The organism is Schnuerera sp. xch1 (assembly GCF_019931165.1).
In the GTDB taxonomy this organism is placed as follows: domain Bacteria; phylum Bacillota; class Clostridia; order Tissierellales; family Tepidimicrobiaceae; genus JAIOUP01.
On sequence record NZ_JAIOUP010000007.1, the window covers coordinates 20,191 to 42,965 of the forward strand.

27 protein-coding genes are annotated in these 22,775 nt (G+C 33.3%); 6 read left to right on the top strand and 21 right to left on the bottom strand.

The genetic code is table 11. The annotated features are described in order from the left end of the window. Window position 1 precedes the first annotated feature (1 nt). Both K8M07_RS06670 and K8M07_RS06675 read right to left on the bottom strand, forming a co-directional pair. Complete coding sequence (locus K8M07_RS06670) at window positions 2–454, bottom strand: low molecular weight protein arginine phosphatase (protein WP_223377127.1); 453 nt, start codon at window positions 452–454, stop codon at window positions 2–4. Between the two features lie 12 nt (window positions 455–466). Beyond that, the gene (locus K8M07_RS06675) at window positions 467–1,516 is read right to left on the bottom strand and encodes an L-threonylcarbamoyladenylate synthase (protein WP_223377128.1); all 1,050 of its coding nucleotides are present in this window, start codon (window positions 1,514–1,516) and stop codon (window positions 467–469) included. Window positions 1,517–1,667: 151 nt separating this feature from the next. On the opposite strand from K8M07_RS06675, the gene K8M07_RS06680 reads away from it, so the two are divergent. Next, window positions 1,668–2,384 carry a ZIP family metal transporter gene (locus K8M07_RS06680; RefSeq protein WP_223377129.1) on the top strand — a complete coding sequence of 239 codons (717 nt, stop codon included), beginning with the start codon at window positions 1,668–1,670 and terminating at the stop codon, window positions 2,382–2,384. Window positions 2,385–2,400: 16 nt separating this feature from the next. Here the strand turns inward: K8M07_RS06680 and prfA are convergent, their stop codons facing one another. The 13 genes from prfA to K8M07_RS06745 all read right to left on the bottom strand — a co-directional run bounded on the left by prfA (window position 2,401) and on the right by K8M07_RS06745 (window position 13,669). Next, window positions 2,401–3,468: a peptide chain release factor 1 gene (gene prfA, locus K8M07_RS06685; protein ID WP_223377130.1), complete on the bottom strand. Its 1,068-nt coding sequence runs from the start codon at window positions 3,466–3,468 to the stop codon at window positions 2,401–2,403. Between the two features lie 95 nt (window positions 3,469–3,563). Next, on the bottom strand, window positions 3,564–4,103 hold the full coding sequence (locus K8M07_RS06690; RefSeq protein WP_223377131.1) for a chromate transporter: 540 nt from the start codon (window positions 4,101–4,103) through the stop codon (window positions 3,564–3,566). A 14-nt stretch (window positions 4,104–4,117) separates the two neighbouring features. Next, window positions 4,118–4,639 carry a chromate transporter gene (locus tag K8M07_RS06695; protein ID WP_223377132.1) on the bottom strand — a complete coding sequence of 174 codons (522 nt, stop codon included), beginning with the start codon at window positions 4,637–4,639 and terminating at the stop codon, window positions 4,118–4,120. A 5-nt stretch (window positions 4,640–4,644) separates the two neighbouring features. After that, complete coding sequence (gene prmC / locus K8M07_RS06700; protein ID WP_223377133.1) at window positions 4,645–5,508, bottom strand: peptide chain release factor N(5)-glutamine methyltransferase; 864 nt, start codon at window positions 5,506–5,508, stop codon at window positions 4,645–4,647. Continuing rightward, the gene (locus K8M07_RS06705; protein WP_223377134.1) at window positions 5,499–6,458 is read right to left on the bottom strand and encodes a DUF1385 domain-containing protein; all 960 of its coding nucleotides are present in this window, start codon (window positions 6,456–6,458) and stop codon (window positions 5,499–5,501) included. The genes prmC and K8M07_RS06705 overlap by 10 nt, the downstream gene beginning before the upstream one ends. A gap of 158 nt (window positions 6,459–6,616) precedes the next feature. Continuing rightward, the gene (rpmE, locus tag K8M07_RS06710; RefSeq protein ID WP_223377135.1) at window positions 6,617–6,817 is read right to left on the bottom strand and encodes a 50S ribosomal protein L31; all 201 of its coding nucleotides are present in this window, start codon (window positions 6,815–6,817) and stop codon (window positions 6,617–6,619) included. 63 nt (window positions 6,818–6,880) lie between these two features. Continuing rightward, the gene (gene rho / locus K8M07_RS06715; RefSeq protein WP_223377136.1) at window positions 6,881–8,290 is read right to left on the bottom strand and encodes a transcription termination factor Rho; all 1,410 of its coding nucleotides are present in this window, start codon (window positions 8,288–8,290) and stop codon (window positions 6,881–6,883) included. Window positions 8,291–8,458: 168 nt separating this feature from the next. Next, window positions 8,459–9,430 (bottom strand): class II fructose-bisphosphatase, encoded by a 972-nt coding sequence (gene glpX / locus K8M07_RS06720; protein ID WP_223377137.1) that lies wholly within the window; start codon window positions 9,428–9,430, stop codon window positions 8,459–8,461. Between the two features lie 78 nt (window positions 9,431–9,508). After that, window positions 9,509–10,498, bottom strand: a complete 990-nt coding sequence (glpX, locus tag K8M07_RS06725; protein ID WP_223377138.1) for a class II fructose-bisphosphatase — start codon at window positions 10,496–10,498, stop codon at window positions 9,509–9,511. 210 nt (window positions 10,499–10,708) lie between these two features. Next, entirely contained in the window at window positions 10,709–11,356 is a 648-nt protein-coding gene (fsa, locus tag K8M07_RS06730) for a fructose-6-phosphate aldolase (protein WP_223377139.1), read from the bottom strand. A gap of 31 nt (window positions 11,357–11,387) precedes the next feature. Continuing rightward, on the bottom strand, window positions 11,388–12,239 hold the full coding sequence (locus K8M07_RS06735; protein ID WP_223377140.1) for a class II fructose-1,6-bisphosphate aldolase: 852 nt from the start codon (window positions 12,237–12,239) through the stop codon (window positions 11,388–11,390). Between the two features lie 148 nt (window positions 12,240–12,387). Further along, window positions 12,388–13,245: a 3-keto-5-aminohexanoate cleavage protein gene (locus tag K8M07_RS06740; protein ID WP_223377141.1), complete on the bottom strand. Its 858-nt coding sequence runs from the start codon at window positions 13,243–13,245 to the stop codon at window positions 12,388–12,390. Between the two features lie 40 nt (window positions 13,246–13,285). Further along, complete coding sequence (locus K8M07_RS06745) at window positions 13,286–13,669, bottom strand: hotdog domain-containing protein (protein ID WP_223377142.1); 384 nt, start codon at window positions 13,667–13,669, stop codon at window positions 13,286–13,288. A 235-nt stretch (window positions 13,670–13,904) separates the two neighbouring features. Here K8M07_RS06745 and K8M07_RS06750 point away from each other — a divergent pair, with 235 nt between their 5' ends. The 5 genes from K8M07_RS06750 (at window position 13,905) to K8M07_RS06770 (ending at window position 18,016) form a co-directional block, all read left to right on the top strand. Beyond that, on the top strand, window positions 13,905–14,615 hold the full coding sequence (locus K8M07_RS06750) for an ABC transporter ATP-binding protein (protein WP_223377143.1): 711 nt from the start codon (window positions 13,905–13,907) through the stop codon (window positions 14,613–14,615). Next, complete coding sequence (locus K8M07_RS06755; RefSeq protein WP_223377144.1) at window positions 14,612–15,073, top strand: hypothetical protein; 462 nt, start codon at window positions 14,612–14,614, stop codon at window positions 15,071–15,073. Before K8M07_RS06750 ends, K8M07_RS06755 begins: the two co-directional genes overlap by 4 nt. A 434-nt stretch (window positions 15,074–15,507) precedes the next feature. Further along, the gene (locus K8M07_RS06760) at window positions 15,508–16,665 is read left to right on the top strand and encodes a COG1361 S-layer family protein (RefSeq protein WP_223377145.1); all 1,158 of its coding nucleotides are present in this window, start codon (window positions 15,508–15,510) and stop codon (window positions 16,663–16,665) included. Next, entirely contained in the window at window positions 16,658–17,455 is a 798-nt protein-coding gene (locus K8M07_RS06765; RefSeq protein WP_223377146.1) for an ABC transporter permease, read from the top strand. Before K8M07_RS06760 ends, K8M07_RS06765 begins: the two co-directional genes overlap by 8 nt. Before the next feature lie 6 nt (window positions 17,456–17,461). Beyond that, window positions 17,462–18,016, top strand: coding sequence for an ABC transporter permease (locus tag K8M07_RS06770; protein ID WP_223377147.1), 555 nt, complete (start codon window positions 17,462–17,464; stop codon window positions 18,014–18,016). Between the two features lie 18 nt (window positions 18,017–18,034). Here the strand turns inward: K8M07_RS06770 and nagA are convergent, their stop codons facing one another. From nagA to K8M07_RS06800, 6 genes are all read right to left on the bottom strand, one after another. Beyond that, on the bottom strand, window positions 18,035–19,213 hold the full coding sequence (nagA, locus tag K8M07_RS06775; RefSeq protein WP_223377148.1) for an N-acetylglucosamine-6-phosphate deacetylase: 1,179 nt from the start codon (window positions 19,211–19,213) through the stop codon (window positions 18,035–18,037). A gap of 142 nt (window positions 19,214–19,355) precedes the next feature. Continuing rightward, window positions 19,356–20,063, bottom strand: a complete 708-nt coding sequence (locus K8M07_RS06780) for an SIS domain-containing protein (protein ID WP_223377149.1) — start codon at window positions 20,061–20,063, stop codon at window positions 19,356–19,358. Window positions 20,064–20,089: 26 nt separating this feature from the next. After that, window positions 20,090–20,578, bottom strand: coding sequence for a PTS system mannose/fructose/N-acetylgalactosamine-transporter subunit IIB (locus K8M07_RS06785; RefSeq protein ID WP_223377150.1), 489 nt, complete (start codon window positions 20,576–20,578; stop codon window positions 20,090–20,092). A gap of 83 nt (window positions 20,579–20,661) precedes the next feature. Beyond that, window positions 20,662–21,498 carry a PTS system mannose/fructose/sorbose family transporter subunit IID gene (locus tag K8M07_RS06790; protein ID WP_223377151.1) on the bottom strand — a complete coding sequence of 279 codons (837 nt, stop codon included), beginning with the start codon at window positions 21,496–21,498 and terminating at the stop codon, window positions 20,662–20,664. Next, window positions 21,485–22,258 (bottom strand): PTS mannose/fructose/sorbose/N-acetylgalactosamine transporter subunit IIC, encoded by a 774-nt coding sequence (locus tag K8M07_RS06795; RefSeq protein WP_223377152.1) that lies wholly within the window; start codon window positions 22,256–22,258, stop codon window positions 21,485–21,487. The genes K8M07_RS06790 and K8M07_RS06795 overlap by 14 nt, the downstream gene beginning before the upstream one ends. Before the next feature lie 81 nt (window positions 22,259–22,339). After that, window positions 22,340–22,768, bottom strand: a complete 429-nt coding sequence (locus K8M07_RS06800; protein WP_223377153.1) for a PTS sugar transporter subunit IIA — start codon at window positions 22,766–22,768, stop codon at window positions 22,340–22,342. Window positions 22,769–22,775: the final 7 nt, after the last annotated feature.

Sequence of the window (22,775 nt, forward strand, 5' to 3'; positions counted from 1 at the left end):
GTTAATTGTCCTTTTCCAATTGTTTAATTACTTCTTTGAGTGCATCTTTAATCTCTTTTTTTACCTTATTATAAAGATGCATGTCTCCACCATATGGGTCTTCTATGTTTTCCTCTTTTGAATATGCATATTCCTTTAGAGTATATATCTTCCCTTTGATAAAATCATATTTAGAAAGCAGCTCAGCTTTATGAGACACACTCATGGATAAAATTAAATCTGCTTTCTCCAATAATTGTCTATTAATAATCTTTGCCCTATAGCTGTCTATATTTATCCCTTCTAATTTTAATGCTTCAATAGCTCCCTTAGAAACTTGCTGACCTTCTAAAGCAAATATTCCTGCTGATTTCACATTCACATTTAGTTCTTTTTCTTTTGCCATTTTTTCCATTAATGCTTCAGCCATTGGACTTCTACAAGTATTTCCAGTACAAACAAAAAGTATATTCATATAAATCGCTCCTCATACTTCTATAATATTTCCTCCTGAAGCCTTCTTTAACCTATTCATTATTGCAATACCTATATGTGATAATTCTACACCCTCAGAAAGAATTATATCCACATTTTTTTTATCAAATAATCTTATAGCATTAAATAAATTGTGTGCAATTGTTTCCTTATTTTTTCTACTGCCTACAGAAATTACAATTTCTTCATCATATCTATCTTTTGTTTCATCTGTAGCCATTATTCCCACTGATTTGCCTTGCTTTGTTAATTCATTTGACTTTTCCTTTATAGTATTTACTATATTGTCAACTTCCCCTGTGAACACAATCATATCAGCCTTTGGAGCATAATGTCTATATTTTTGCCCAGGAGACTTTGGAATTATATTTTCGTTATCCTTTATTATACTTAAATCAAATTCTACATTAGGAATTATGTATTGCAGATCTTCTAAAGTTATACCTCCAGGTCTTAATATCATGGGTATATTTCCTGTTAGGTCCAAAACAGTGGATTCTAAACCTACACCTGTAGCTCCGCCATCTATTATCATGTCAACTTTACCATATAAATCCTCTATTACATGTTGAACCGATGTAGGACTAGGCTTACCAGAAGTGTTAGCCGAAGGTGCAGCAATAGGTACACCGCTCATTTCAATAAGCTTCAATGCAATGGAATTATTAGGCATCCTTATGGCTACAGTATCAAGGCCAGCTGTTATAATATCTGGTATGGCATCACTTCTTTGAAATAACATGGTCAATGGTCCTGGCCAATATTTTTCCATTAATCTTTCTGCCTCTGTAGAAATTGATTTTACCAAAGACTTAACTTCTTTCATTGATGATACATGAAGTATCAACGGATTGTCTTGAGGTCTACCTTTTGCATGGAATATTTTTAACACCGCTTCTTCATCAAGACCATTGGCTCCAAGACCATATACGGTCTCTGTCGGGAATACTACTAATTTCCCTTCTTTGATATATTTAGCACCTTCCATTATAAGTTTTCTTTCTGAATTTATATTATTCACTTTTACTATTTTAGTTTCCATAATGTCCCTTCTTTTTTATTTTTTCAACTATATATTATACATTATTTTATCAATTATTAAAACAATACAAGAAATAAACTGAAATCGAATATATAAATTTAGTTCTTAATATTTTAATGTTGTAATATTAATAGAATGAAAGGGTGAGAATATGTATAATTTATTTTATATAACATTGTGTGGATTTTTAGTAGGTATGCTAGGCACAGGGTTAGGCGGGATTGCCTCTCTATTTGTTAAAAATACAAACCGAATAATGAGCTTTCTGTTGGGAATAACTGGCGGTTTCATGTTATTTATTGTAACTTTTCATCTTCTTCCAGAATCATTCTTTGTATCAGGGAGTATAATTACAACAATTATAGGGATAATATTGGGTATTTTATTGATTATATTTATTGAAAACCATATAGAACGTATGTCCAAAAACCCCTTTATAAAGAGCAGCTTGTTATTGGGTATCAGCATAGCAATACATAATTTCCCTGAAGGATTAGCTTTGGGATCTAGTTTTTTGACTATGTCTCACTTAGGACCAACCCTCTCTATAGCTATGCTATTGCATAATATTCCAGAAGGAATATCAATGGCTATTCCAATGAAGATTAGTAAACAATCCCCTTTTAAAATCATATTATGTACATTATTAATAGGTGCTCCTACAGGAATAGGTGCTCTTTTAGGTGGATATTTAGGAACATTTTCACCTCACATAATTGCTCTATGTTTATCCTTCGCAGGAGGCACTATGCTTTATATAATCTGTGATGAAATAATACCAAATGCTAAAACCCTTCACAAAGGAAGGGCTTCATCAATAGGAATAGTATCAGGATTTATTGCTGGAATAATATTATATTTCAAATAAGACATGAAATCGTATTTTATCCTACTTGTTTTAATTTTTCTGCTTGATCTGATGTTACAAGAGCATCTATCATCTCATCTAACTCTCCATCTAAGAATGAGTCTAATCTGTGGACCGTTTTATTTATCCTGTGGTCTGTTATTCTTCCTTGTGGGAAGTTATATGTTCTTATTCTTTCGGATCTATCTCCTGACCCAACTTGACTTCTTCTTTCCTGTGCTATTTCATCATGTTGTTCCCTCATCATTTTATCATACAGTCTACTCTTCAATATTTTCATGGCCTTATCTTTATTCTTATGTTGTGATTTCTCATCTTGACAGGAAACAACCATTCCAGTTGGAATATGAGTTAGTCTTACTGCAGAATCCGTTGTGTTAACACTTTGACCTCCATTTCCTGAAGATCGATATACGTCTACTCTTATATCACTTGCATTTATTTCTATATCTATATCTTCTGCTTCAGGTAGTACTGCTACTGTAGAAGTAGATGTATGGATTCTACCACTGGATTCTGTCTCAGGAACTCTCTGAACTCTATGAACACCAGACTCATATTTTAATTTGCTATAAGCACCATTACCTTTTATCATGAATATGGCTTCTTTAAATCCACCTACTCCCTGTTCACTGGTACTCATTATTTCAACTTTCCAGCCTTGTCTTTCTGCATATCTACTATACATTCTAAGTAGATCTCCAGCAAATAGTCCAGCTTCATCTCCACCAGCACCTGCTCTTATTTCAACAATAACATTTTTCTCATCATTTGGATCCTTTGGTATTAAAAGAATCTTTAGCTCTTCTTCTAAGCTTTTAATAGCTTTTTCATTTTCAGCAACCTCTTCCTTTAATAATTCCTTCATTTCATCATCCAAATTTTCCTTTAACATTTCCTTATCCTCTTCTAAAGTCTCTATGGTCTTATTATATTCTCTATACTTCATCACAATAGGTTCTATCTCTGCATGTTCCTTAACTAATCTCTGCCATTCACTTGTTTTGTTTATTATCTCGGGATCTATTATCTTCTTGCCTAATTCCTTATATCTATTTTCAATAAAGGATAATTTTTCTAACATATTTTACCTCCTTTCTAGCTTATACCTTATTACATTATAATCCATACTGTTACATGTATATTATACCATGAATCACTACAAAGAATCCAACCCTATCATTCTCTTCTTTCATCTCTTTTCCCATAATAAAGTATCGCAAATATACCTCCAATTAAAATCAAATAAATAGGACTTATGTCTGTAAATATTATTATTAGAGTAGTAACTACAGCCAATAATAATCTTATATTAGTAAGCTGCGATGTTTTTATAAGTTTATATACTGCTGACGCTATCAGTGCAACTACTGCCGGCCTTATTCCTAAAAACATCTGCTCTATAATAGGGTTATCCCTAAATTGAAAGAACACGGTAGCAACTAATAATATGATTAAAAAAGAAGGTAACGCAGTACCTAAACAGGAAACCAAAGCTCCTTTTAATCCCTTTAATCTATATCCTAAATATATACTGATATTTATGGCTATAGCTCCAGGAGATCCCTGAGCTATGGCAATAGCATCTATAAATTCATCTTCTTTAACCCATTTTTTCTTATCCACTAGTTCTTTTTGAATAATTGGTATCATAGCGTATCCGCCACCAATTGTAAAAGCCCCTACTTTGAAAAAAGTTTTGAACATATCAAAAAGCATCTACTTCACCTACCCTAATAGAGTATTACTCCAATTAATCCTGCAAGCACTATTGCAAGTATAGGATTAAACTTTTTAAAAGTTACAAGATAAAATATGAATATACTTATGATTACTGATTTAACATCTATATAAGCATCCACCGCAACAGATACAGCTGCTGAAGCTATCAATCCTAATACAATTGGTCTGATACCTTTAAAAAAATAATCAGTATAAGGGGAATCCTTAAATTTATTTACAAAATGAAAAATAATGCTTATCACTACAAAGGAAGGCAGTATGACTGCAAATGTAGCCACCATAGATCCTAAAAGCCCTGACACCCTATATCCTAAGAAAGTTGCCATATTTATTGAAACAGGACCTGGAGTCATTTCTGCTATGGCTAAAACATCTATAAATTTTGCATTTGTTAGCCAATTATGAATATCAATCACCGTTTCTTTCATTAAGGGAAGCATAGCGTATCCTCCGCCAAAACTAAAAGCTCCTATTTTAAAAAAAGCCATAAATAATTTAATTAAAATAGTCATCCGCTTCAACTCCTTCGTTCCTTAACACCAAGAACTACCCTATCCAATCCCTGTAGATCTTTCAATATTTTAATATCTTTAAATCCTTCATCCGTCATCATGCTTTTTATTTGTTGACCTTGGTCATAACCTATTTCAAAGATCAATAATCCTTTTTCTATTAAATACCTTTTGCTATCAGGAATTATTCTTCTATAAAAGTCAAGTCCATCTTTTCCTCCATCCAATGCTTTCATAGGTTCATAATCCTTTACTTCCCTTTGTAAAGTTTCTATGTCATTTTTAGGTATATATGGTGGATTAGATGCTATTATATGAAACCTGTTTTCTTCATTTATTCCCTCAAATAAATTGCTTTCCATCAATATTACATTATCTAGATTATACCTATTCTTGTTTATATTGGCAACCTTCAAAGAAACATCACTAATATCAGTACCGTAAACATTGACATTTCTTTTATAATAGGCAATACTCAATCCAATGGCTCCACTACCTATGCCTATGTCTAAAATGTTTATAGGTTGGTTATTATGATTTTCCTCTATATATGATAAAACATATTCCACCAATATCTCAGTATCTGATCGTGGAATCAAAACCCCTTCTTCTACATAAAAATCCAGTCCCATAAATTCCTTCTTATTTATTATATATTGAATAGGATATCCTTTTGATCTTTTCTCCATCAATTCTAAAAATTTATCCACAATGACCTGGGATACTTCTTCTTTTCCGTGAGTATATATATGTGTGTTATCCACATTTAATAATTCACCTAATAAAAGGGTAGCTTCCAATACGGGATTACCATATTGTCTACCCTTTATCATATTCGCACCTTTTTTAAGCAACTGGTTTATTTCCACACATCTTCCTCCTTGTTTCCAGTTAATACAGCTTTCAAGGCCTGTATAGCAACTTCTATTTGGCTTCCGTCAGGTTCCTTTACTGTTGCTATCTTCTGCAAAAACAGGCCAGGATATGATATATAATATGCCAATTTGGAATTGCTCTTCCCAATAAATTTATTTATCTCATAGGAAATTCCAGCTATTACTGGAAGCATTAATAGCCTTACTAAAAATCTCTGTAAAGGATTTGGCCATCCAAAGAAGGAAAGAACCAAAATGCTTACAATCATTACCATAAATAAAAAACTAGTTCCACATCTAGGATGAAGAATAGGATATTTCTTTACATTTTCAACAGTCAATTCGTCGCCATTTTCATAACAATGAATGGTCTTATGTTCTGCACCATGATACTCAAATACTCTACCAACCTCATCCATTTTAGATACTGATACTACATATATTAGGAATAAGATTATGCGTATTAGCCCTTCTAACAAATTCATCAAAAATGAAGATTCTATTGCATTTTTAAAAAAATTAGTTACGAAGGTTGGTAATAATATAAAAAGGCCAACACTTAATAGCAAAGATACTAATAAGGTAATTACAATCTCCGCATCTTCTGCTTTATCCTTAAATATTTTTTCTAAAATAGTCTCAGCTTTCTTATTGTCTTCATCTTCTTCTATGTCAAAAAATTCAGCAGAATACATTAAAGCCCTCAATCCAAAGGACAATGATTCCACTAATCCTACTACACCTCTAATTAATGGCAACTTGAAAAATTTATACCTCATACCTAGTGTATTTAATTTCTCTTTTTTTAATATTATTTCATCATCTGGTTTTCTTACTGCTATGGCCACATCTTTTGGGCCTCGCATCAATATACCTTCAATTAGGGCTTGACCGCCAATAGTTGTTATATGTTTAGGAGTTCTATTCAAATCTTTTATCTTCAATTAATCAACCCCTCTCTATCAATTCATAATTATTCAAGTCATTCTATCGGATATTTTTGGTGACCACAGTTTACCTCTAACTTAAAATACATCGTCAATCCTCTTAAATAAAAATTAAAGGTTAGTTGCCTAGAGCATCTAACCTACATTAATACAGATTAATCCATGCCATATTTTTTCTTGAATTTTTCAACACGTCCACCACGTTCAGCAGTTTTTTGACGTCCTGTATAGAATGGATGACATTCTGAACAAACTTCTACTCTTAATTCTTTTTTTGTTGAGCCTGTTTTAAATGTATTTCCACACGCACATTTTACTGTTGTTTCGTAATATTCTGGATGAATGCCCTTCTTCATTATTTTCACCTCGCAATACAATTTTGACCAGTTTATTATAGCATAAAACTTTAATTAATTCAACTAATACCAAATTTTATTTCTCATCTTTACTATGAACTCTTCATTTGTTTTAGCCTGCATTAAATTATCTATTAATGTTTCTGTCACTTCTTGTGCTGGAGAATTTCCTAATGCTTTTCTAATTCCCCATATTGTTTCCAGTTCTCCTTGACTCAACAATAGATCTTCTCTTCTAGTTCCTGACTTATTGATATCCAATGCAGGGAATATTCTTTTTTCTGAAAGTCTTCTATCTAAATGTATCTCCATATTTCCTGTACCTTTAAATTCCTCAAATATAACATCGTCCATTCTGCTACCTGTATCAACTAACGCAGTAGCTAAAACAGTTAAACTACCACCTTCTTCTAGGTTCCTAGCTGCACCAAAAAATCTCTTTGGTTTATGAAGTGCACCAGGGTCTAATCCACCTGACAATGTCCTTCCTGTTGCTGGAATCGTTAAGTTATATGCTCTAGCAAGTCGAGTAATACTATCCAATAATATAACCACATCTTTGCCATGTTCAACTAATCTTTTAGCTCTTTCAAGCACTATTTCTGCAACTTTAGTATGATGGTTTGGAAGCTCATCAAAAGTTGAATATACCACATCACCATTAACCGACCTTTGCATATCAGTAACTTCTTCTGGTCTTTCATCTATTAAAAGAACAATAATCTCTATATCGGGATGATTCTCAGATATGGCATTAGCCACAGCTTTAAGAAGAGTTGTTTTACCAGCTTTTGGCGGAGATACAATCATTCCTCGCTGTCCCTTTCCAATAGGAGCAATTAAATCGATAATTCTAGTAGAAAGGTTATTTGATGTAGTTTCTAGAGATATTCTTTTTCTTGGATATATAGGTGTTAAACTATCAAAATTTGGTCTGATTAAGGATGTTTCTGGATCAAGCCCATTAACATTTCTTACATATAGAAGTGCCTTATACTTCTCACCAGATTTGGCAGGTCGTGTAATTCCATAAACCTTATCCCCAGTTCTGAGTTTAAATCTTCTAATTTGAGAAGGGGATACATATACGTCATTATTTCCAGATAAGTAATTATCAGATCTCAAAAATCCATACCCATCTTGATGGATTTCTAATATCCCTTCAGCTCCGTTGATATTATCCATCTGTTCTAATTCTTCTGTAACTTTCTCAGGTAACTTATCTATGTCTATATCTTTAATATCTATTTCTTCCCCTTTTTTCTCTCTCTTATTGTTAACATCTTTGCCATTACCTTTATCCTTCGGATTATCTTCTTTGACAGTTTGTAAAATCAAACCAATGAGTTCATTTTTTCTGTATTTGGTTATGCTTTTAATATCTAATGTTTTAGCAATAACTCGTAGGTCATCTAATTTCTTGTTTTGTAAAATATCTAAATCCAATACTTCACCCCCAAATTTTTTTAACATTCATCTACCCCCAAATTTTAAGATTCCCTCTGGTGGTTAACTGTATACCTTATCAAACTGCTTTTTTCTTCTACTAAGCTTCATCGTTTCGGGATTAATCAAAGAAATGTACAAAAGGATGAGCATTCCTAACTAATAATAACACTATAATTTTTTTAAGTCAATATGCTATTTTGCATATTTTGGTTTTTTATCCATTCTGTGTATAGCTTCTACAAATCTTATAGTTCCAGTCTCTGCTCTCATAACCACAGAATATGTCTTAGCCCTATTATTCCCATAGTATACAACACCTTTTAATAATTCGCCATTAGTAACGCCCGTAGCGGCAAATACTATTTCCTTTCCTTTTGCTAAGTCCTCCATAGTTAAAAGTTTATTTACATCACAAAGTCCCATTTCTTTGCATCTTTCTTTTTCCTCATCATTCATAGGGTGAAGTCTTCCTTGAAACTCTCCGCCCATACATTTTAATGCTGCTGCAGCAATAACACCCTCTGGAGCTCCTCCTGTACCTAATAATATATCAACTCCTGAATGATCAAAACAAGTTGCAATTGCTGCTGCCACATCTCCATCTTTAAACAGCTTAATTCTCGCTCCTATGTTTCTTACCTTCTGAATTAATTCCTCATGTCTAGGTCTATCAAGCGTGGTAACTGTTATATCTGATATATTCTTATTTAAAGCTTTAGAGAGGTTTTTTAAAGTTTTATCTATTGGCATATCTAGATTAACCTTGCCTTTAGCTTTAGGTCCTACTGCAATTTTATCCATGTACATATCTGGTGCATGCAGCAAACATCCTCTTGGTGCTACAGCAACTACAGAAATAGCATTAGCATCACCATTAGCTACAGCATTGGTTCCGTCTAATGGATCTACAGCTATATCCAATTTTATGGAACCTGGAGTAGCTTTACCAATTTGTTCACCAATATATAACATAGGTGCTTCATCCATTTCACCTTCACCTATAACTACTACTCCATCTATGGCTAAGGTATCAAACATTTTTCTCATACCATTCACAGCTGCTTGATCTGCTAAATTCTTATCTCCTCTACCAAGATACCGAGCACTATTTAATGTTGCTGCTTCTGTCACCCTAATCAAATTTAAAGCTAGATTTCTATCCATTTAAAAAATCCTCCTCATTTTCCTTTTATTGTATATTACGTACTGATTGCTTAGTTTATGTCGATTAGTATATCATATTTATCTGTGCTTTTTCAATAATTCTTTCAATATATCATTTTTATTCAATCTATGGTGAGCTTCTATGAATCTTATTGTGCCTGTTTTGGATCTCATCACAACCGAATTAGTCTTAGCTAAATTATCTCCGTAATATACTATACCTTTTAATAGATCTCCATCAGAAATTCCTGAAGCAGCAAAGAAAATGTCGTTTCCCTTAGCCAAATCATCTATAGTAAGAATTTGATCTAATTTTTCATCAGTCCATCCTAATTCCCTACACCTTTTTATTTCCTTATCACTTGAGGGCATAAGCCTTCCTTGAAAATCGCCACCCATGCACTTCAATGCAGATGCTGCAATAACACCTTCGGGAGCTTTTCCTGTATTTAACATTATATCTACACCCGTATCCTCAAATGCAGTAGCTATGGCTGCTGCTACATCACCTTCAGCAAATAGTTTGATCCTTGCACCTACTCTTCTTACTTCGTCTATTATTGGCTGATGCCTTTCTCTATTCTGAATTATAACTGTTAAATCAGAAATATCCTTATTTAATGCTTTAGCTACATTCAATAGATTTGTCTCAACAGAAGCGTCTATATCAATCTTTCTTTTGGCTTTAGGTCCTACAGCAATTTTTTTCATATAAGTATCTGGTGCATTCAATAGACATCCTTTTGGAGCCATTGCTATAACAGCCATAGCATTAGGTAGTCCTTTTGCTACCAAAGTAGTTCCATCCAAAGGATCTACAGCTATATCAGCCTCTATATTCATGCCTTTTCCTATTTCTTCACCAATGTATAGCATAGGTGCTTCATCTATTTCACCTTCGCCTATTACTACTTTTCCTTTGGTATTTACAAGACTAAAAGCAGCTCTCATTCCATCTACGGCAGCCTGGTCTGCTCCTATCTTATCTCCTCTTCCCATATATCTACCTGAAGCTATAGCAGCTATTTCTGTAACTCTCACTAAAGATAAAGCTAAATCTCTGTCCATAATAATCTCTCCTTTATTTTTTCTATAACTATTATAAACTAAATACAAAAAATGTAAAGTTGCATCCGCCATTATGATACTTTTCGCAAGCTTCTATTTCTAGTTCCTTACTAAATTTCATTCTTCCCATAAGAATACCTCCAAAGTAGATTTAGCAATTTTAATTAAATTACTTCGTCTACTTTGGAGGTATCATATCAATAAAACCACCTAATTATTGTTCAATCCTTCCCAGTCCTTTAAAAATCGTTTAATTCCAATATCAGTTAAAGGATGTTTTAACATCTGTGTAAATACCTTATATGGTATAGTCGCAACATGTGCTCCTGCTTTTGCTGCTTCAATAACATGAACTGGATGTCTTATGCTTGCTGCTATTATTTCTGTATCTATACCATGCATATCAAATATTTGTACTATATCATTTACTATGTTTATGCCTTTATTTCCAATATCATCTAACCTTCCAATAAAAGGACTAACATAGGTAGCTCCTGCCCTAGCTGCTAGCAATGCTTGATTAGATGAAAAAACTAATGTAACATTGGTCTTTATTCCTTCACTAGTCAAAACCTTTACAGCCTTTAATCCATCTTTTGTCATTGGTATCTTTATTACAATATTTGGATGTATCTTTGCTAAATCTCTAGCTTCCTCTATCATCCCATCCTTTTCTAAGGATATAACCTCTGCACTAATAGGTCTATCTATTATATCGGATATTTCTTTAACTACCTGTTTAAAATCTCTTTCTTCTTTGGCTATTAATGAAGGGTTAGTAGTTACACCATCTACAACTCCCCACTCATTAACTTCTCTTATTTCATCTATATTTGCAGTATCAACAAATAGCCTCATTATATACAACTCCTTTGCTATTTTAAGTGTCTTATGCTCTTCCTGCTGAACCAAATAGATTCATCTTCTCTTTAATAACCTCTTTCATAGCTTCCTTAGCTGGCCCTAGTAGCTTTCTTGGATCTATGTTATCTGGGTTTTTCTTGTTAAAGTCTTTTATAGCTTGAGTAAATGCTATTCTCAAATCAGTATCTATGTTAATCTTATTGATTCCTGCAGCTACAGCTCTTTCTATAGAATCAGCAGGTACTCCGCTTGACCCATGTAATACTAGAGGCATATTCAATAGTCCTTTAATAGTCCTTATTCTATCGAAATCAATTTTTGGCTCCCCTTTATATACTCCATGAGCAGTTCCTACGGCTATAGCTAAAGAATCTACATCTGTTTCTTCAACGAATAGTTTAGCTTCCTCTGGGTCTGTAAAGGTAGCATCTCTTTCATCTACAGTTATATTATCTTCGGTTCCCCCAATTTTACCTAATTCAGCCTCTACGGATACCCCTACTGCATGTGCAACTTCAATTATCTTTTTAGTTATGTTAATATTTTCTTTTAATTCATGTTTACTACCATCTATCATCACCGAAGTAAATCCATGCCTTATACACAACATCACTTGGTCAAAGTCTGTTCCATGATCTAAATGTAGTACAACAGGTACCTTTGCCTTATTTGCTGCTAACTTGCCTAGTTCAGCAATATATTCAATTCCAGCATATTTTAATCCACCTTGACTAGCTTGAAGTATAACTGGTGAATTAGTTTCCTCTGCTGCCTCTATTATAGCTTGAACAATTTCCATATTATTCACATTAAAAGCACCTACAGCGTAGTTATTCTTATGAGCATCTTGCAATAATTCCTTACCAGTAACTAACATACCATTGCCTCCTCTTTTCAATATTCTTATCCTATTCTATAATCAAATCAACACATAAAATATCATACTCTCTTAGTATTATCTTATCCTTTTAAATAAAATATTTAAGTCTTTTTCCATTATGCAAACATAAGGTTTATATAACAATCTAAATACTAGGGCTTGGTTCCTGTCTTATGTTTTTTAAGCTGTTTCCCTTTAATCCTAATATTTCTCTTGCTTCATCTGGAGTGGATATTTCCCTCCCTAATTCTTTGGCTATTCTAACCACCTTTTCTACCAATTTACCATTGGATTCTGCTAATACTCCTTTTGATAAGTATAAATTATCTTCAAACCCAACTCTGACATGTCCACCCATGGCGATTCCCATAGTTACCATTGGTATTTGATGTCTACCTATTCCTGCTACTGTCCATGTAGACCCACTTGGTATACTGTCTACCATAAAAGTTAAATCTCTTGCAGTAGCTGCCATTTGTACTCCTAGCACAAAATCAAAATGCATAGGTTCTAATAAAATCCCTTGTTTAGCATATTTGATTGCATAGTCTATCATTCCCTTATCAAAGACTTCTATTTCAGGCTTTACACCTTTTTCCATCATTATCTTACCAAAATTTTTTATGGTATTCTCCGTATTAACAAATATTTCATCTTCACCAAAATTTAAAGTTCCACAGTCTAAAGTTGCCATTTCAGGTAATAATTCCACTGGTTGAAGTCTTTCTTTGTCCGTCATCCCTACAGCTCCACCAGTTGATGGTTGAATGATCACATCAGGACATCTCTTTTTTATTTCATCTATACATTCTCTAAATCTTTCCTTGTTTTGTGTAGGAGTACCATCATCATATCTCACGTGTAAATGTATAATACTTGCTCCTGCTTTATAAGCAGATTCAGCTTCTCTACCTATTTCCTCTATTGTATAAGGTACATTTGGATTTTGCTCTTTTGTAACTTCCGCTCCACAGATAGCAGCTGTTATAATTAACTTATCCACTATAATACCCCCTTTAAAGTATTAGAACTACATGTGAAAATTATTTTCTTTTCTTATCTTTTGGAACCACACATGTTCCTGTAGCTTTACATACTATTACGGGCTCATCTAACACATCACATGCTGAATCGTTGACGTCTCGTCTTGGTGTTATAACCTTCCTTGCTTCAAATTTCATATTTCTAGAGGTATTACCTACTTTTATTATCTCCCCTACTGCTTCTATGTAGTCTCCAGCATGAACTGGGGCTAAAAATTCTACATCATCATAAGCTACAAATAATCCTTCATCTCCATCATTTCTTATAAGTAATTCTGTAGCTACATCTCCGAACAATTGTAATACCTTAGCTCCATCGACTAAATCTCCACCATAATGAGCATCTCCAGTGCTCATTCTAACTCTAATCATAGCTTCTCCCATAATGCAACCTCCATAACTAATATATTTTAATCCTGTTCAAATCATTTTTATTATAACATAAGTATTTAGCTTATACCATATCAATTAATATTCTCCTTCAATACTTAGTTCTTTTAATTCTTCACTGTCCCTCGTCCTATTTTCAAATAATAAAATATATTTTTACTACATTGTAACTACATAATATGAAAAATATGTTAATATATTATCAATACTATTTGGAGGTGGTTAAAACTTGAGCAATCTCATAACATTAAATAATATAAGAAAAATCTATAAAATGGGTAATGAAAAGATCGTTGCACTAAACGATGTTAGCCTCTCCATTGATAGAAAAGAATTTATATGTTTACTTGGAACTTCTGGTTCTGGAAAGAGTACTCTTCTCAATATGATGGCAGGGCTAGAAAAACCTACTAGAGGCGAAATAATCATTGAAAATCATCATATAGAAAAGATGAATGAAAAACAATTAGCCCAATTTCGTCAATTACATATAGGATTCGTATTTCAATCATACAACCTGATCTCTACTCTATCGGCCTTAGAGAATGTAAGCTTAGGCCTTACCTTTAGGGGTATACCTAGAAAAAAAAGAGAAAATATTGCAAAAAAAATGTTAGAATCTGTAGGGTTAGGTAATAGGCTTAATCATAAACCTAGCGAAATGAGTGGTGGTCAACAACAAAGAGTAAGCATAGCAAGAGCTTTTGTAGAAAATCCAGAAATAATATTTGCAGATGAGCCCACTGGAAACTTGGACTCTAAAACCACTGTCGAAGTAATGAACTTAATAACGGGTATGGCAAAGAAAAATGAGCAAACGTTAATAATAGTAACCCATGATCCAGAAATTTCTCCCTATAGTGATAGGATTGTTCACTTAAGGGACGGCAATATTGAAAAAATATCTAAAAATAAACATAAGGGGGAAGGGAATAGATGAAAAGATATACTATAATTACTTTGGTATTTTTATTAGTTTTAATACAAATTCCTATTATAGGACTAACGGATGATGAGGATTCAACAGAAGATATAATGCCAAAATTCAGTATAAAAAATCGCGATATACCAATGGGAGATGCAGACAAAACTATGACTTTATCCTTTAATCTTGAAAACTCAGGATATCAGGCAAAAAATGTAGTTATTACTCCTGAGTTCATAGCTGAGAACAATCCATTTACAGTAAGTAACCTTACTAATTCCGAAACCATAGAAAAAATTGGCGGAAATAATACAGTTAATGTAAAGTTTAAGTTATCCATAGCACCAGATGCAGTTGCAGGTACATATCCTATTAGAATCAATGTTAATTATGAAAATATATATGGAGATCAAGGACATTTTGAGGAAACTGTATATGTAAGGTTACTGGCAAAAGTACCCCACCAAAACTAATAATTAATCGAATATCAACTAATCCTAAAGAAATAGGACCTGGTGGTGAAGTTAAAGTCAATATAGTATTTAAGAATAAAGGAAGCATCAAAGCGAAAGATTTAACAACTACTTTAGAAGGTTTAAATACTGATGGAGGATTTTATGTACAATCCGGTTCCAATGTAAAATATATAACTAAAGTTCAAGGCGATACTGTAGGATCAGTAACCTTTGATTTAAAAGCTGCAAATAATATTACAATAGGTAGTCATGAACTTGCTCTCAAATTCAACTATAAGGACAGTCAAGGGAATATCATAGAAGATGTTCAAAATATATATTTAGACGTCACTGGTAAAAGCAGCAATGCCTCTAATTTAATAATCGACAAATTAACTTATCCAACTTCTGGAGTCAATCCAGGTGATGACTTTACTTTTGAATTTGACCTTGTGAATTCTGGTGAATTAGATGCTAATAATATTTTAGTAAAAACAGAAAGCACAAATCCATCAATGGTACCTAAATCTGCAAGTATTATAAAGTTAAATTCTATAGCGGCTGGTGAAACTAAAAGCTTACAATTTGTATTTACTCCAACTGATGAAGCAGAAACGATGAATTATCCTATAAACATCACCGTTGAATATCAAGATGAATTAAATCAGAATAGCGAAAATAAATATGCACTTACCCAATATATAGGTGCTTATGTAGATAATGAAGAAAATAATGCTAACGGGAAGCCAAAACTAATAATAGACAAATATAATTTTGAACCAAACATTGTAAAGGCCGGAGAAAATTTTGACATGAATCTGTCCTTCTATAACACCAACAGTCAACAGTCTACTAAGAATATAAAAATATTCTTAACAGCAAATGAAACCACAGATCCTGAAAGCAATACCAGTGGTAGCAACGTATTTACTCCTGTAAATAGTAGTAATACTTTCTATATAGATAATATTCCTCCAAAAGGCAGAGTAGAAAAAAATATTACTATGTTTACAGTACCAGATGCAGAAGCAAAAACTTACACTGTAACAGCCAATTTTGAATATGAAAACAATGAAGGAGAAGAATTTACAGCAACAGAGTTAATAGGCGTTCCAGTAGTACAACAATCTGAATTAGAATTAGGAAAAATAAGTCTACCTCCAGAAGCGTATATAGGGCAACCTGCTCCTGTATTTATTGAATTCTATAACACAGGAAAAGTAGCTTTATATAATATGATGGTAAAGCTGGAAGGAGATTTCCAAACCGAAAATGGTAGTTTTTATGTGGGAAATTTTGATATTGGTAAATCTGAATACTTTGAAGGAATGATAATCCCTAATGAAACTGGAGAATTAACTGGATCACTAGTATTTACCTATGAAGATTCTTCCGGTGAAACTATAGAAAAAAAAGATGATTTCACTTTGAATGTAATGGAACAACCACCAATGGAACAGCTGCCTGGAGATATGCCCCCTATGGAAGAGCAAGATTCCAGCATTATTAAACGCCCAGTATTCTGGATAGTGGTCATTTTAGTATTAGCTATAGGAGGATTTGTATTCTATAAAAAGAGGAAAAAGAAAGGTATGGCTTTAGATGAGTAGTATAGATTTAATCCGAATGGGACTTAAAAATCTATGGCGTAGAAAACTTAGAACATTTTTAACAGTACTAGGCGTTATAATAGGTACTAGTTCCATTGTAGTGATGCTCTCTTTAGGTTTTGGAATGCAAGAATCATTTCAAAACCTATTATCCAGAATGGGAGATCTAACTACAATAAATGTACATAAACCGTATATTGGTGGATATGGGGGGATGTCAACTTCTACTTCACCTTCAATGAACAACGATGCCAAATTAGACGATACAGCCATAACAGATTTTCAAAATATACCTCATGTAGTAACTGCAACTCCTATAGTAGAAACCTGGGGAGTCATTAAAACCGGAAGATATGTATCAAATACCTCTATCAGAGGAATTGATCCTATTTCTATGAAATACTTCGAGTACAATATATCAGAAGGTCGTCTCTTGAAACCTGGAGATGATTTAGTTGTAATCTTTGGAGGATCTATAAAAAATAGTTTCTATAATCCACAATCTTCAGGAAGAGGTATATATGAGAAACCAGATATTGATCTTATGAATGATAGAATGATATTTACTTTCAATACCGATGTGGGACGTGAAACTTTCCCTGGTGAAAACATAGAAACTCCTGACTATGAGGATTATAAAATTAAAGCAGTAGGTGTGCTTGAAGAAGGAAATCCAGAAACTGACTATACTGTATATGCTCCTATTGACACAGTACAAAGGATGATTGATGAAAAAGAAAGAGCAGAAAACAGTAATAATAGAAATCAAAATAGACGAAATGAATATTAAAGGGTAATGGTCAAAGTAGATGATGTAAACAATGTTCAAGATATTCAACAAGTTATAAAAAATAAAGGATTCGATGCTTATAGTTTATCAGATATCTTAGAGGAAATGAAAAAAATGTCCAGTATAATTCAGGCTATATTAGGTGGAATAGGTGCCATATCATTACTTGTAGCAGCCATAGGTATAACAAACACCATGGTAATGTCCATATATGAGAGAACCAAGGAAATAGGAATAATGAAGGTTATAGGTGCTTCATTGAAAGATATAAAAAAACTATTCCTATTCGAGTCAGCCATTATAGGTTTACTAGGTGGTCTTATAGGCATAATATTTAGTCATCTATTATCTTTCATATTAAATAAATTTGGTGGAAATTTTCTTATGGGTATCGGATTCATGGGTATTGAAACTGAATCAGGGACTAACATAAGTATTATACCTATATGGTTAATATTTGCATCCTTAAGCTTTTCAGTCTTGATGGGTATAATATCAGGATACTATCCAGCAAGAAGGGCAATGAAATTATCAGCTATTGAAGCTATAAGAACAGAATAAAAAGACCCATGGGTCTTTTTATTCTGGAATCAGTTTTCTTAGCCTACCTCCCACTATTGCTTTTTCAATCTTTAAGTCATCGTCAAATATAATCAAGTCAGCATCTTTTCCTACTTCAATGCTTCCTTTTTTATCATCAACTCTGATAGCTTTGGCAGAATTTAGAGATGCCATTCTTACCGCATCCTTTAGGTCTACATTTACTAGATGGACCATGTTGTAAACAGCTCTATTTAAAGTAAGAGTCGAACCTGCAAGCGTTCCATCTCTAAGTCTAGCTGCATTATTCTTCACATATACTTCCTGTCCTCCTAAGGAATACTTGCCATCTTTAAGTCCTGTAGCCATCATTGAATCTGATATCAATATAATATTATCTTTACCCTTTGCCTTTACTGCTAGATTCATAGCTGCTGGATGCACATGTATGCCATCTGCTATCATCTCACAGAGTACCCTTTCATCTGTTAATACCGCTCCTAATACTCCTGGTTCCCTATGAGAAAATGCTCTCATCCCATTATAAAGATGTGTCGACTGCGTTACTCCTAAGTCTATAGCTTTTTTAATCTGTTCAAAGGTTCCATTTGTATGCCCTGCTGATATTGTTATGTTTTTTTCTCTTAAATACTCAATTACTTCTTCGGCTCCTTCAAGTTCAGGAGCTAAAGCCACTACCTTAATATTGTTATTTGAAAGACTTACATACTCTTTAATCTCTACTAAATCAGGACTTTTTATAAATTCAGGTGGCTGAGCTCCCTTCTTCTCCATTGAAAAATATGGCCCTTCCAGATATATGCCTAATACTTGGGATCTTATATTAGCATTGTTATCTCTATCCTCTATATAATTCCTAACATTTTCTATAGCTTTCCTTATTTTAATAGGATGTTCAGTCATTACTGTTGCCAAAAATGATGTTACACCATTTTTAATATGAAAATTGGCTATAGTATTTAAAGCTTCTTTTGTTCCTTCCATTGCATCATGACCAAAGTTTCCATGATTGTGAATATCCATAAATCCTGGAGATAGATATTTACCTTCCGCATCTATTACTTCATCATAACTCTTTTCATTAAATGCTTCTTTATCAAATATATTTAATATCTTACCATTTTCAATTTTTAGATTACTGCTCATTATTATTTCATAAGGAGTAATGATATTAGCATTCTTAATTAATGTCTTCATTTAATACACCTCTCTCATCCTATTCATCAATCTCTCCATATATAATATAACAGTGAATGTAATATAGCAATGAAATGTATTATTTATATCTATATCTAACACTTTTTAACACATCAAACTTCCTGCTCATGTCGATAATATTCTATACTCTAAACAATCTATGTGCATACTCAGCTTGTAACCTTTCATTAAATTCTAGTCCTCCATCAACATTTTGGCTCATGTAAACTGGTGGAGTATATCCTCTTTCAATCATGATTTCAATTGCATGTAAGACTGTTGCCTGTAATAACACAGCTGCTGTAATGGATGAAGTTCCACAGACTTTAGTTTCCATTCCTTCGACATGTATTGCCGCATCACCTTCAACTCCTCTATTATCCAATATTACATCTGCAAGCTCATATAATTTCTTTCCTGAGCTATGTCTTGATTTTAATTTTTTGGAAGCTTCTAATGAAGTGACAACAATTATTTTATTTCCTTTTTCTTTAACATATTGTGCTATTTCGATAGGTAGTGGATTTCTACCAGAATTTGATATTAGAACAAAGCAGTCGTTCTCTCTAACATCCACTTCCTTTACAAAATATGATCCAACTCCTTCAATCATTTCATATTTCCCTTGAGCTGGTTCTTTAATTGCCTTCGTTGGTATCAAACCACCAGCCCTATGTGATATCTCAAGTGCACCTGCAAATGAATGACCGCTGCCAAAGGATTGAACTATTCCTCCATTCATTATTGAATCCGCAATTATTTCTCCTGCCCTTTTGATGTTCTCATACTGAGTGTCTTTAACATCATTGATCATATCTTCAATTGTATCAAAAAACCTTTTATAGCTCATAACTATCCCCTTTCATTATTTATTGACTAATCTATAACCTTCTTTAAATAATTGATAAAATCTACTTTCGGGTCTCCTGGCACCATTCTAGCAGTTAATTTTATTCCCCTTTCATGCAATTCTTTAAATGCCTGTATTTGGTCCTTAGTAACTTTAATATTAGTCTTTATCTGAATGGCTCCTTCCTTATGAGCTAAATTCCCTATATTTATAGTGTCAAGCTTTACTCCTAAGTTTATTAAATCTATAGCATCCTGTGGATCCTCCAATATTAAAAAGACACGCTGTTTATCATATTTTCCAGCTTTAATATTAGTAGCTGCTTTTTTCTTAGTAATAATGGAAGTTCTAATTCCTGGTGGTACTGCTAGTCTTAAAGTACTCTTTTGTAAATCATTCGTTGCAACCTTATCATTTGCTACCATTATTCTATGAATATTCAACGAATTAACCCAATATGCAACTACTTGTCCATGTATAAGCCTGTCATCAATTCTTGTGTGTACAATACCCATATTCACACCTCCATCATTATATTTTTACAAGACGGGATATTGCTAAGCAGTATCCCGTCCAATTCTATCATCATTCAATTTCCCTAAGTTCCTAATACTCCTAATCCACCTAGTATAATTGAAGCCATTAATAATATCCATATAGCTTTTGTCGAAGTCATCTTCTCCTTTCCCAATAGCCAGTATACAAAAGCTACCAATATTACTGGAATTAATGCTGGCATTATTTGATCGAGTACTTGTTGTACCTCTAAAGTTACTTCTCCCGATTGAAATACAAATGGAACTTTCGGTGTCACAACTGTTGGTATTAAAGCACCAATTACTGTTAATCCTAATATACTGGCAGCTTCTGTAAGACTTTGTATTCTATCCGACATTGTAGCAATTAACTTTGTCCCCTGTACATAACCTATTTCAGTAAATTTCCACCTAAGCCAAAATCTAACGAAAGCCCAAATCAACCAAATCCAAACACCTACAGAACTACCATTTAAAGCCATATTCGCACCAATCGAAAGAATTACAGTTGGAATTATAACTCCAAATATTGTATCTCCTACCCCTGCAAAAGGACCCATTAGACCAGTTTTAATAGCTGTTGATGCTTCTTCTCCGTCCGTTCCTTCTCTTTCTTCAATAGCAGCATTTGCTCCTAATATGAAATGCGCCATATCAGGTTCAGTGTTAAAGAATTGAAGATGTCTTTTTACTGCTTTTTTCAATTCTTCTTCCTTTTTATATAACTTTCTTAAAACTGGCATTATCGAATAACAATAGCAAAGTCCTTGCATTCTTTCATAATTCCATCCTACCTGCCCTGCTAAAAACCATCTGAAAAATATACGTTTTAATTCCTTTTTAGTTATTTTATTTTCACTATTAGGTTGGTTATTTACAACTTTGTCACTCATCTTCATCAACACCTCCTTTACCTGCTATCGAAAGTTGCTCCCTACTTCTTTGATAAACCAATAGTCCTAAAGCTAAACCAACTATAGCTACTCCAATCATTGATACTTGCAGAAAAGCAGCTAGAGCAAAGCCAATCAATAGATATGGTAAATACCTCTTCGCTGGTAAGTATCTCAATAGGATAGCAATCCCTAGTGCAGGTAGTACCTTTCCTGCTACCGATAAACCATTAAGCAGCCACTGTGGAGTTATATTTACTAATGCATCTACTATTTCAGGTCCAAATATTAAAGCTATAGCCACTGGTATAGCACGAGATAATCCCCAAGGTATAATACCAAGTAAATTCATTCTTTCTACTCCGTCAAAGTTTCCATCTTCAGCATATTTATCAGCTCTATGTTGAAAGAATGTGTTTGTAAATCTAGCCAAGATGTCCAATTGTACTAAGAACAAACCAATTGGTACCGCAATCCCTATAGCAAATTCAACCCCTAGTCCTGACATGATGCCAAAAGCCGTTCCTATTACTGCACCAGACATATAATCTGGTATCGAGGCACCACCATAAGTACCTACTCCTAAAACCATTAATTGCAAAGTTGCACCTACCGCTAATCCAAGTGTTACATCTCCTAATATAAGTCCTGTAAAAAAGCCAGCCTGTATAGGTCTGTTCAACCCAATGTTGGTTTCTAGTGAATCGTATATCGCAACAAAAGCATAAATAGATAGTATGATTATTTGCCAAGCAGTTATTTCCATAAGCTCCCCTCCCTTTGAATATTTATTAAAAAATAACTAAACTATCCTCCTTTACTTTAATTAAATAATTATATTTATTCTTCACTCATCATCATCGTGGATCTTTCTTTCATTCAATACGTAATTTATATTTTTTATACCATCCTTACCTATATTGATAAGATTATCTGTAGCATCGTCTAAGGACATAAAATTTCTACTTCCTAAAGCTTCAAGTAAGATGGGAAGGTTTAAGCCTGAAATCAGTTGTATCTTTTCATATCTGTTGAGTAACTTAATTATAGAAACATTGCTAGGTGTTCCACCATACAAATCTACAAGTACTAACAATCCATCATCTATATAGATTTCATCAGTTAACCTTATCAATCTTTCTCCAAAATTTTCGATACTCTCTCCTGGCTGTATTCCAGCAAATCTTACTCCTTCTACATCTCCTATAATCATTTCAGCCGTATCATAAAATCCTTTTGCTACACTTCCATGTGAAATAATCAATATATTAAACATATTCTTA

What these genes read in the sequence shown, in the direction of transcription:
- K8M07_RS06690 (WP_223377131.1), bottom strand. Translation starts at nt 4,103, where the DNA reads ATGCTTTTTGATATGTTCAAAACTTTTTTCAAAGTAGGGGCTTTTACA.
- rho (WP_223377136.1), bottom strand. Translation starts at nt 8,290, where the DNA reads ATGTTAAAAAAATTTGGGGGTGAAGTATTGGATTTAGATATTTTACAA.
- rpmE (WP_223377135.1), bottom strand. Translation starts at nt 6,817, where the DNA reads ATGAAGAAGGGCATTCATCCAGAATATTACGAAACAACAGTAAAATGT.
- K8M07_RS06755 (WP_223377144.1), top strand. Translation starts at nt 14,612, where the DNA reads ATGAAAAGATATACTATAATTACTTTGGTATTTTTATTAGTTTTAATA.
- prfA (WP_223377130.1), bottom strand. Translation starts at nt 3,468, where the DNA reads ATGTTAGAAAAATTATCCTTTATTGAAAATAGATATAAGGAATTAGGC.
- K8M07_RS06745 (WP_223377142.1), bottom strand. Translation starts at nt 13,669, where the DNA reads ATGGGAGAAGCTATGATTAGAGTTAGAATGAGCACTGGAGATGCTCAT.
- glpX (WP_223377137.1), bottom strand. Translation starts at nt 9,430, where the DNA reads ATGGATAGAAATCTAGCTTTAAATTTGATTAGGGTGACAGAAGCAGCA.
- K8M07_RS06680 (WP_223377129.1), top strand. Translation starts at nt 1,668, where the DNA reads ATGTATAATTTATTTTATATAACATTGTGTGGATTTTTAGTAGGTATG.
- K8M07_RS06670 (WP_223377127.1), bottom strand. Translation starts at nt 454, where the DNA reads ATGAATATACTTTTTGTTTGTACTGGAAATACTTGTAGAAGTCCAATG.
- K8M07_RS06785 (WP_223377150.1), bottom strand. Translation starts at nt 20,578, where the DNA reads ATGGGTATTGTACACACAAGAATTGATGACAGGCTTATACATGGACAA.
- K8M07_RS06790 (WP_223377151.1), bottom strand. Translation starts at nt 21,498, where the DNA reads ATGAAGATGAGTGACAAAGTTGTAAATAACCAACCTAATAGTGAAAAT.
- K8M07_RS06675 (WP_223377128.1), bottom strand. Translation starts at nt 1,516, where the DNA reads ATGGAAACTAAAATAGTAAAAGTGAATAATATAAATTCAGAAAGAAAA.
- K8M07_RS06800 (WP_223377153.1), bottom strand. Translation starts at nt 22,768, where the DNA reads ATGTTTAATATATTGATTATTTCACATGGAAGTGTAGCAAAAGGATTT.
- K8M07_RS06735 (WP_223377140.1), bottom strand. Translation starts at nt 12,239, where the DNA reads ATGTTAGTTACTGGTAAGGAATTATTGCAAGATGCTCATAAGAATAAC.
- K8M07_RS06795 (WP_223377152.1), bottom strand. Translation starts at nt 22,258, where the DNA reads ATGGAAATAACTGCTTGGCAAATAATCATACTATCTATTTATGCTTTT.
- K8M07_RS06765 (WP_223377146.1), top strand. Translation starts at nt 16,658, where the DNA reads ATGAGTAGTATAGATTTAATCCGAATGGGACTTAAAAATCTATGGCGT.
- glpX (WP_223377138.1), bottom strand. Translation starts at nt 10,498, where the DNA reads ATGGACAGAGATTTAGCTTTATCTTTAGTGAGAGTTACAGAAATAGCT.
- K8M07_RS06780 (WP_223377149.1), bottom strand. Translation starts at nt 20,063, where the DNA reads ATGAGCTATAAAAGGTTTTTTGATACAATTGAAGATATGATCAATGAT.
- K8M07_RS06695 (WP_223377132.1), bottom strand. Translation starts at nt 4,639, where the DNA reads ATGACTATTTTAATTAAATTATTTATGGCTTTTTTTAAAATAGGAGCT.
- K8M07_RS06770 (WP_223377147.1), top strand. Translation starts at nt 17,462, where the DNA reads ATGGTCAAAGTAGATGATGTAAACAATGTTCAAGATATTCAACAAGTT.
- fsa (WP_223377139.1), bottom strand. Translation starts at nt 11,356, where the DNA reads ATGAGGCTATTTGTTGATACTGCAAATATAGATGAAATAAGAGAAGTT.
- nagA (WP_223377148.1), bottom strand. Translation starts at nt 19,213, where the DNA reads ATGAAGACATTAATTAAGAATGCTAATATCATTACTCCTTATGAAATA.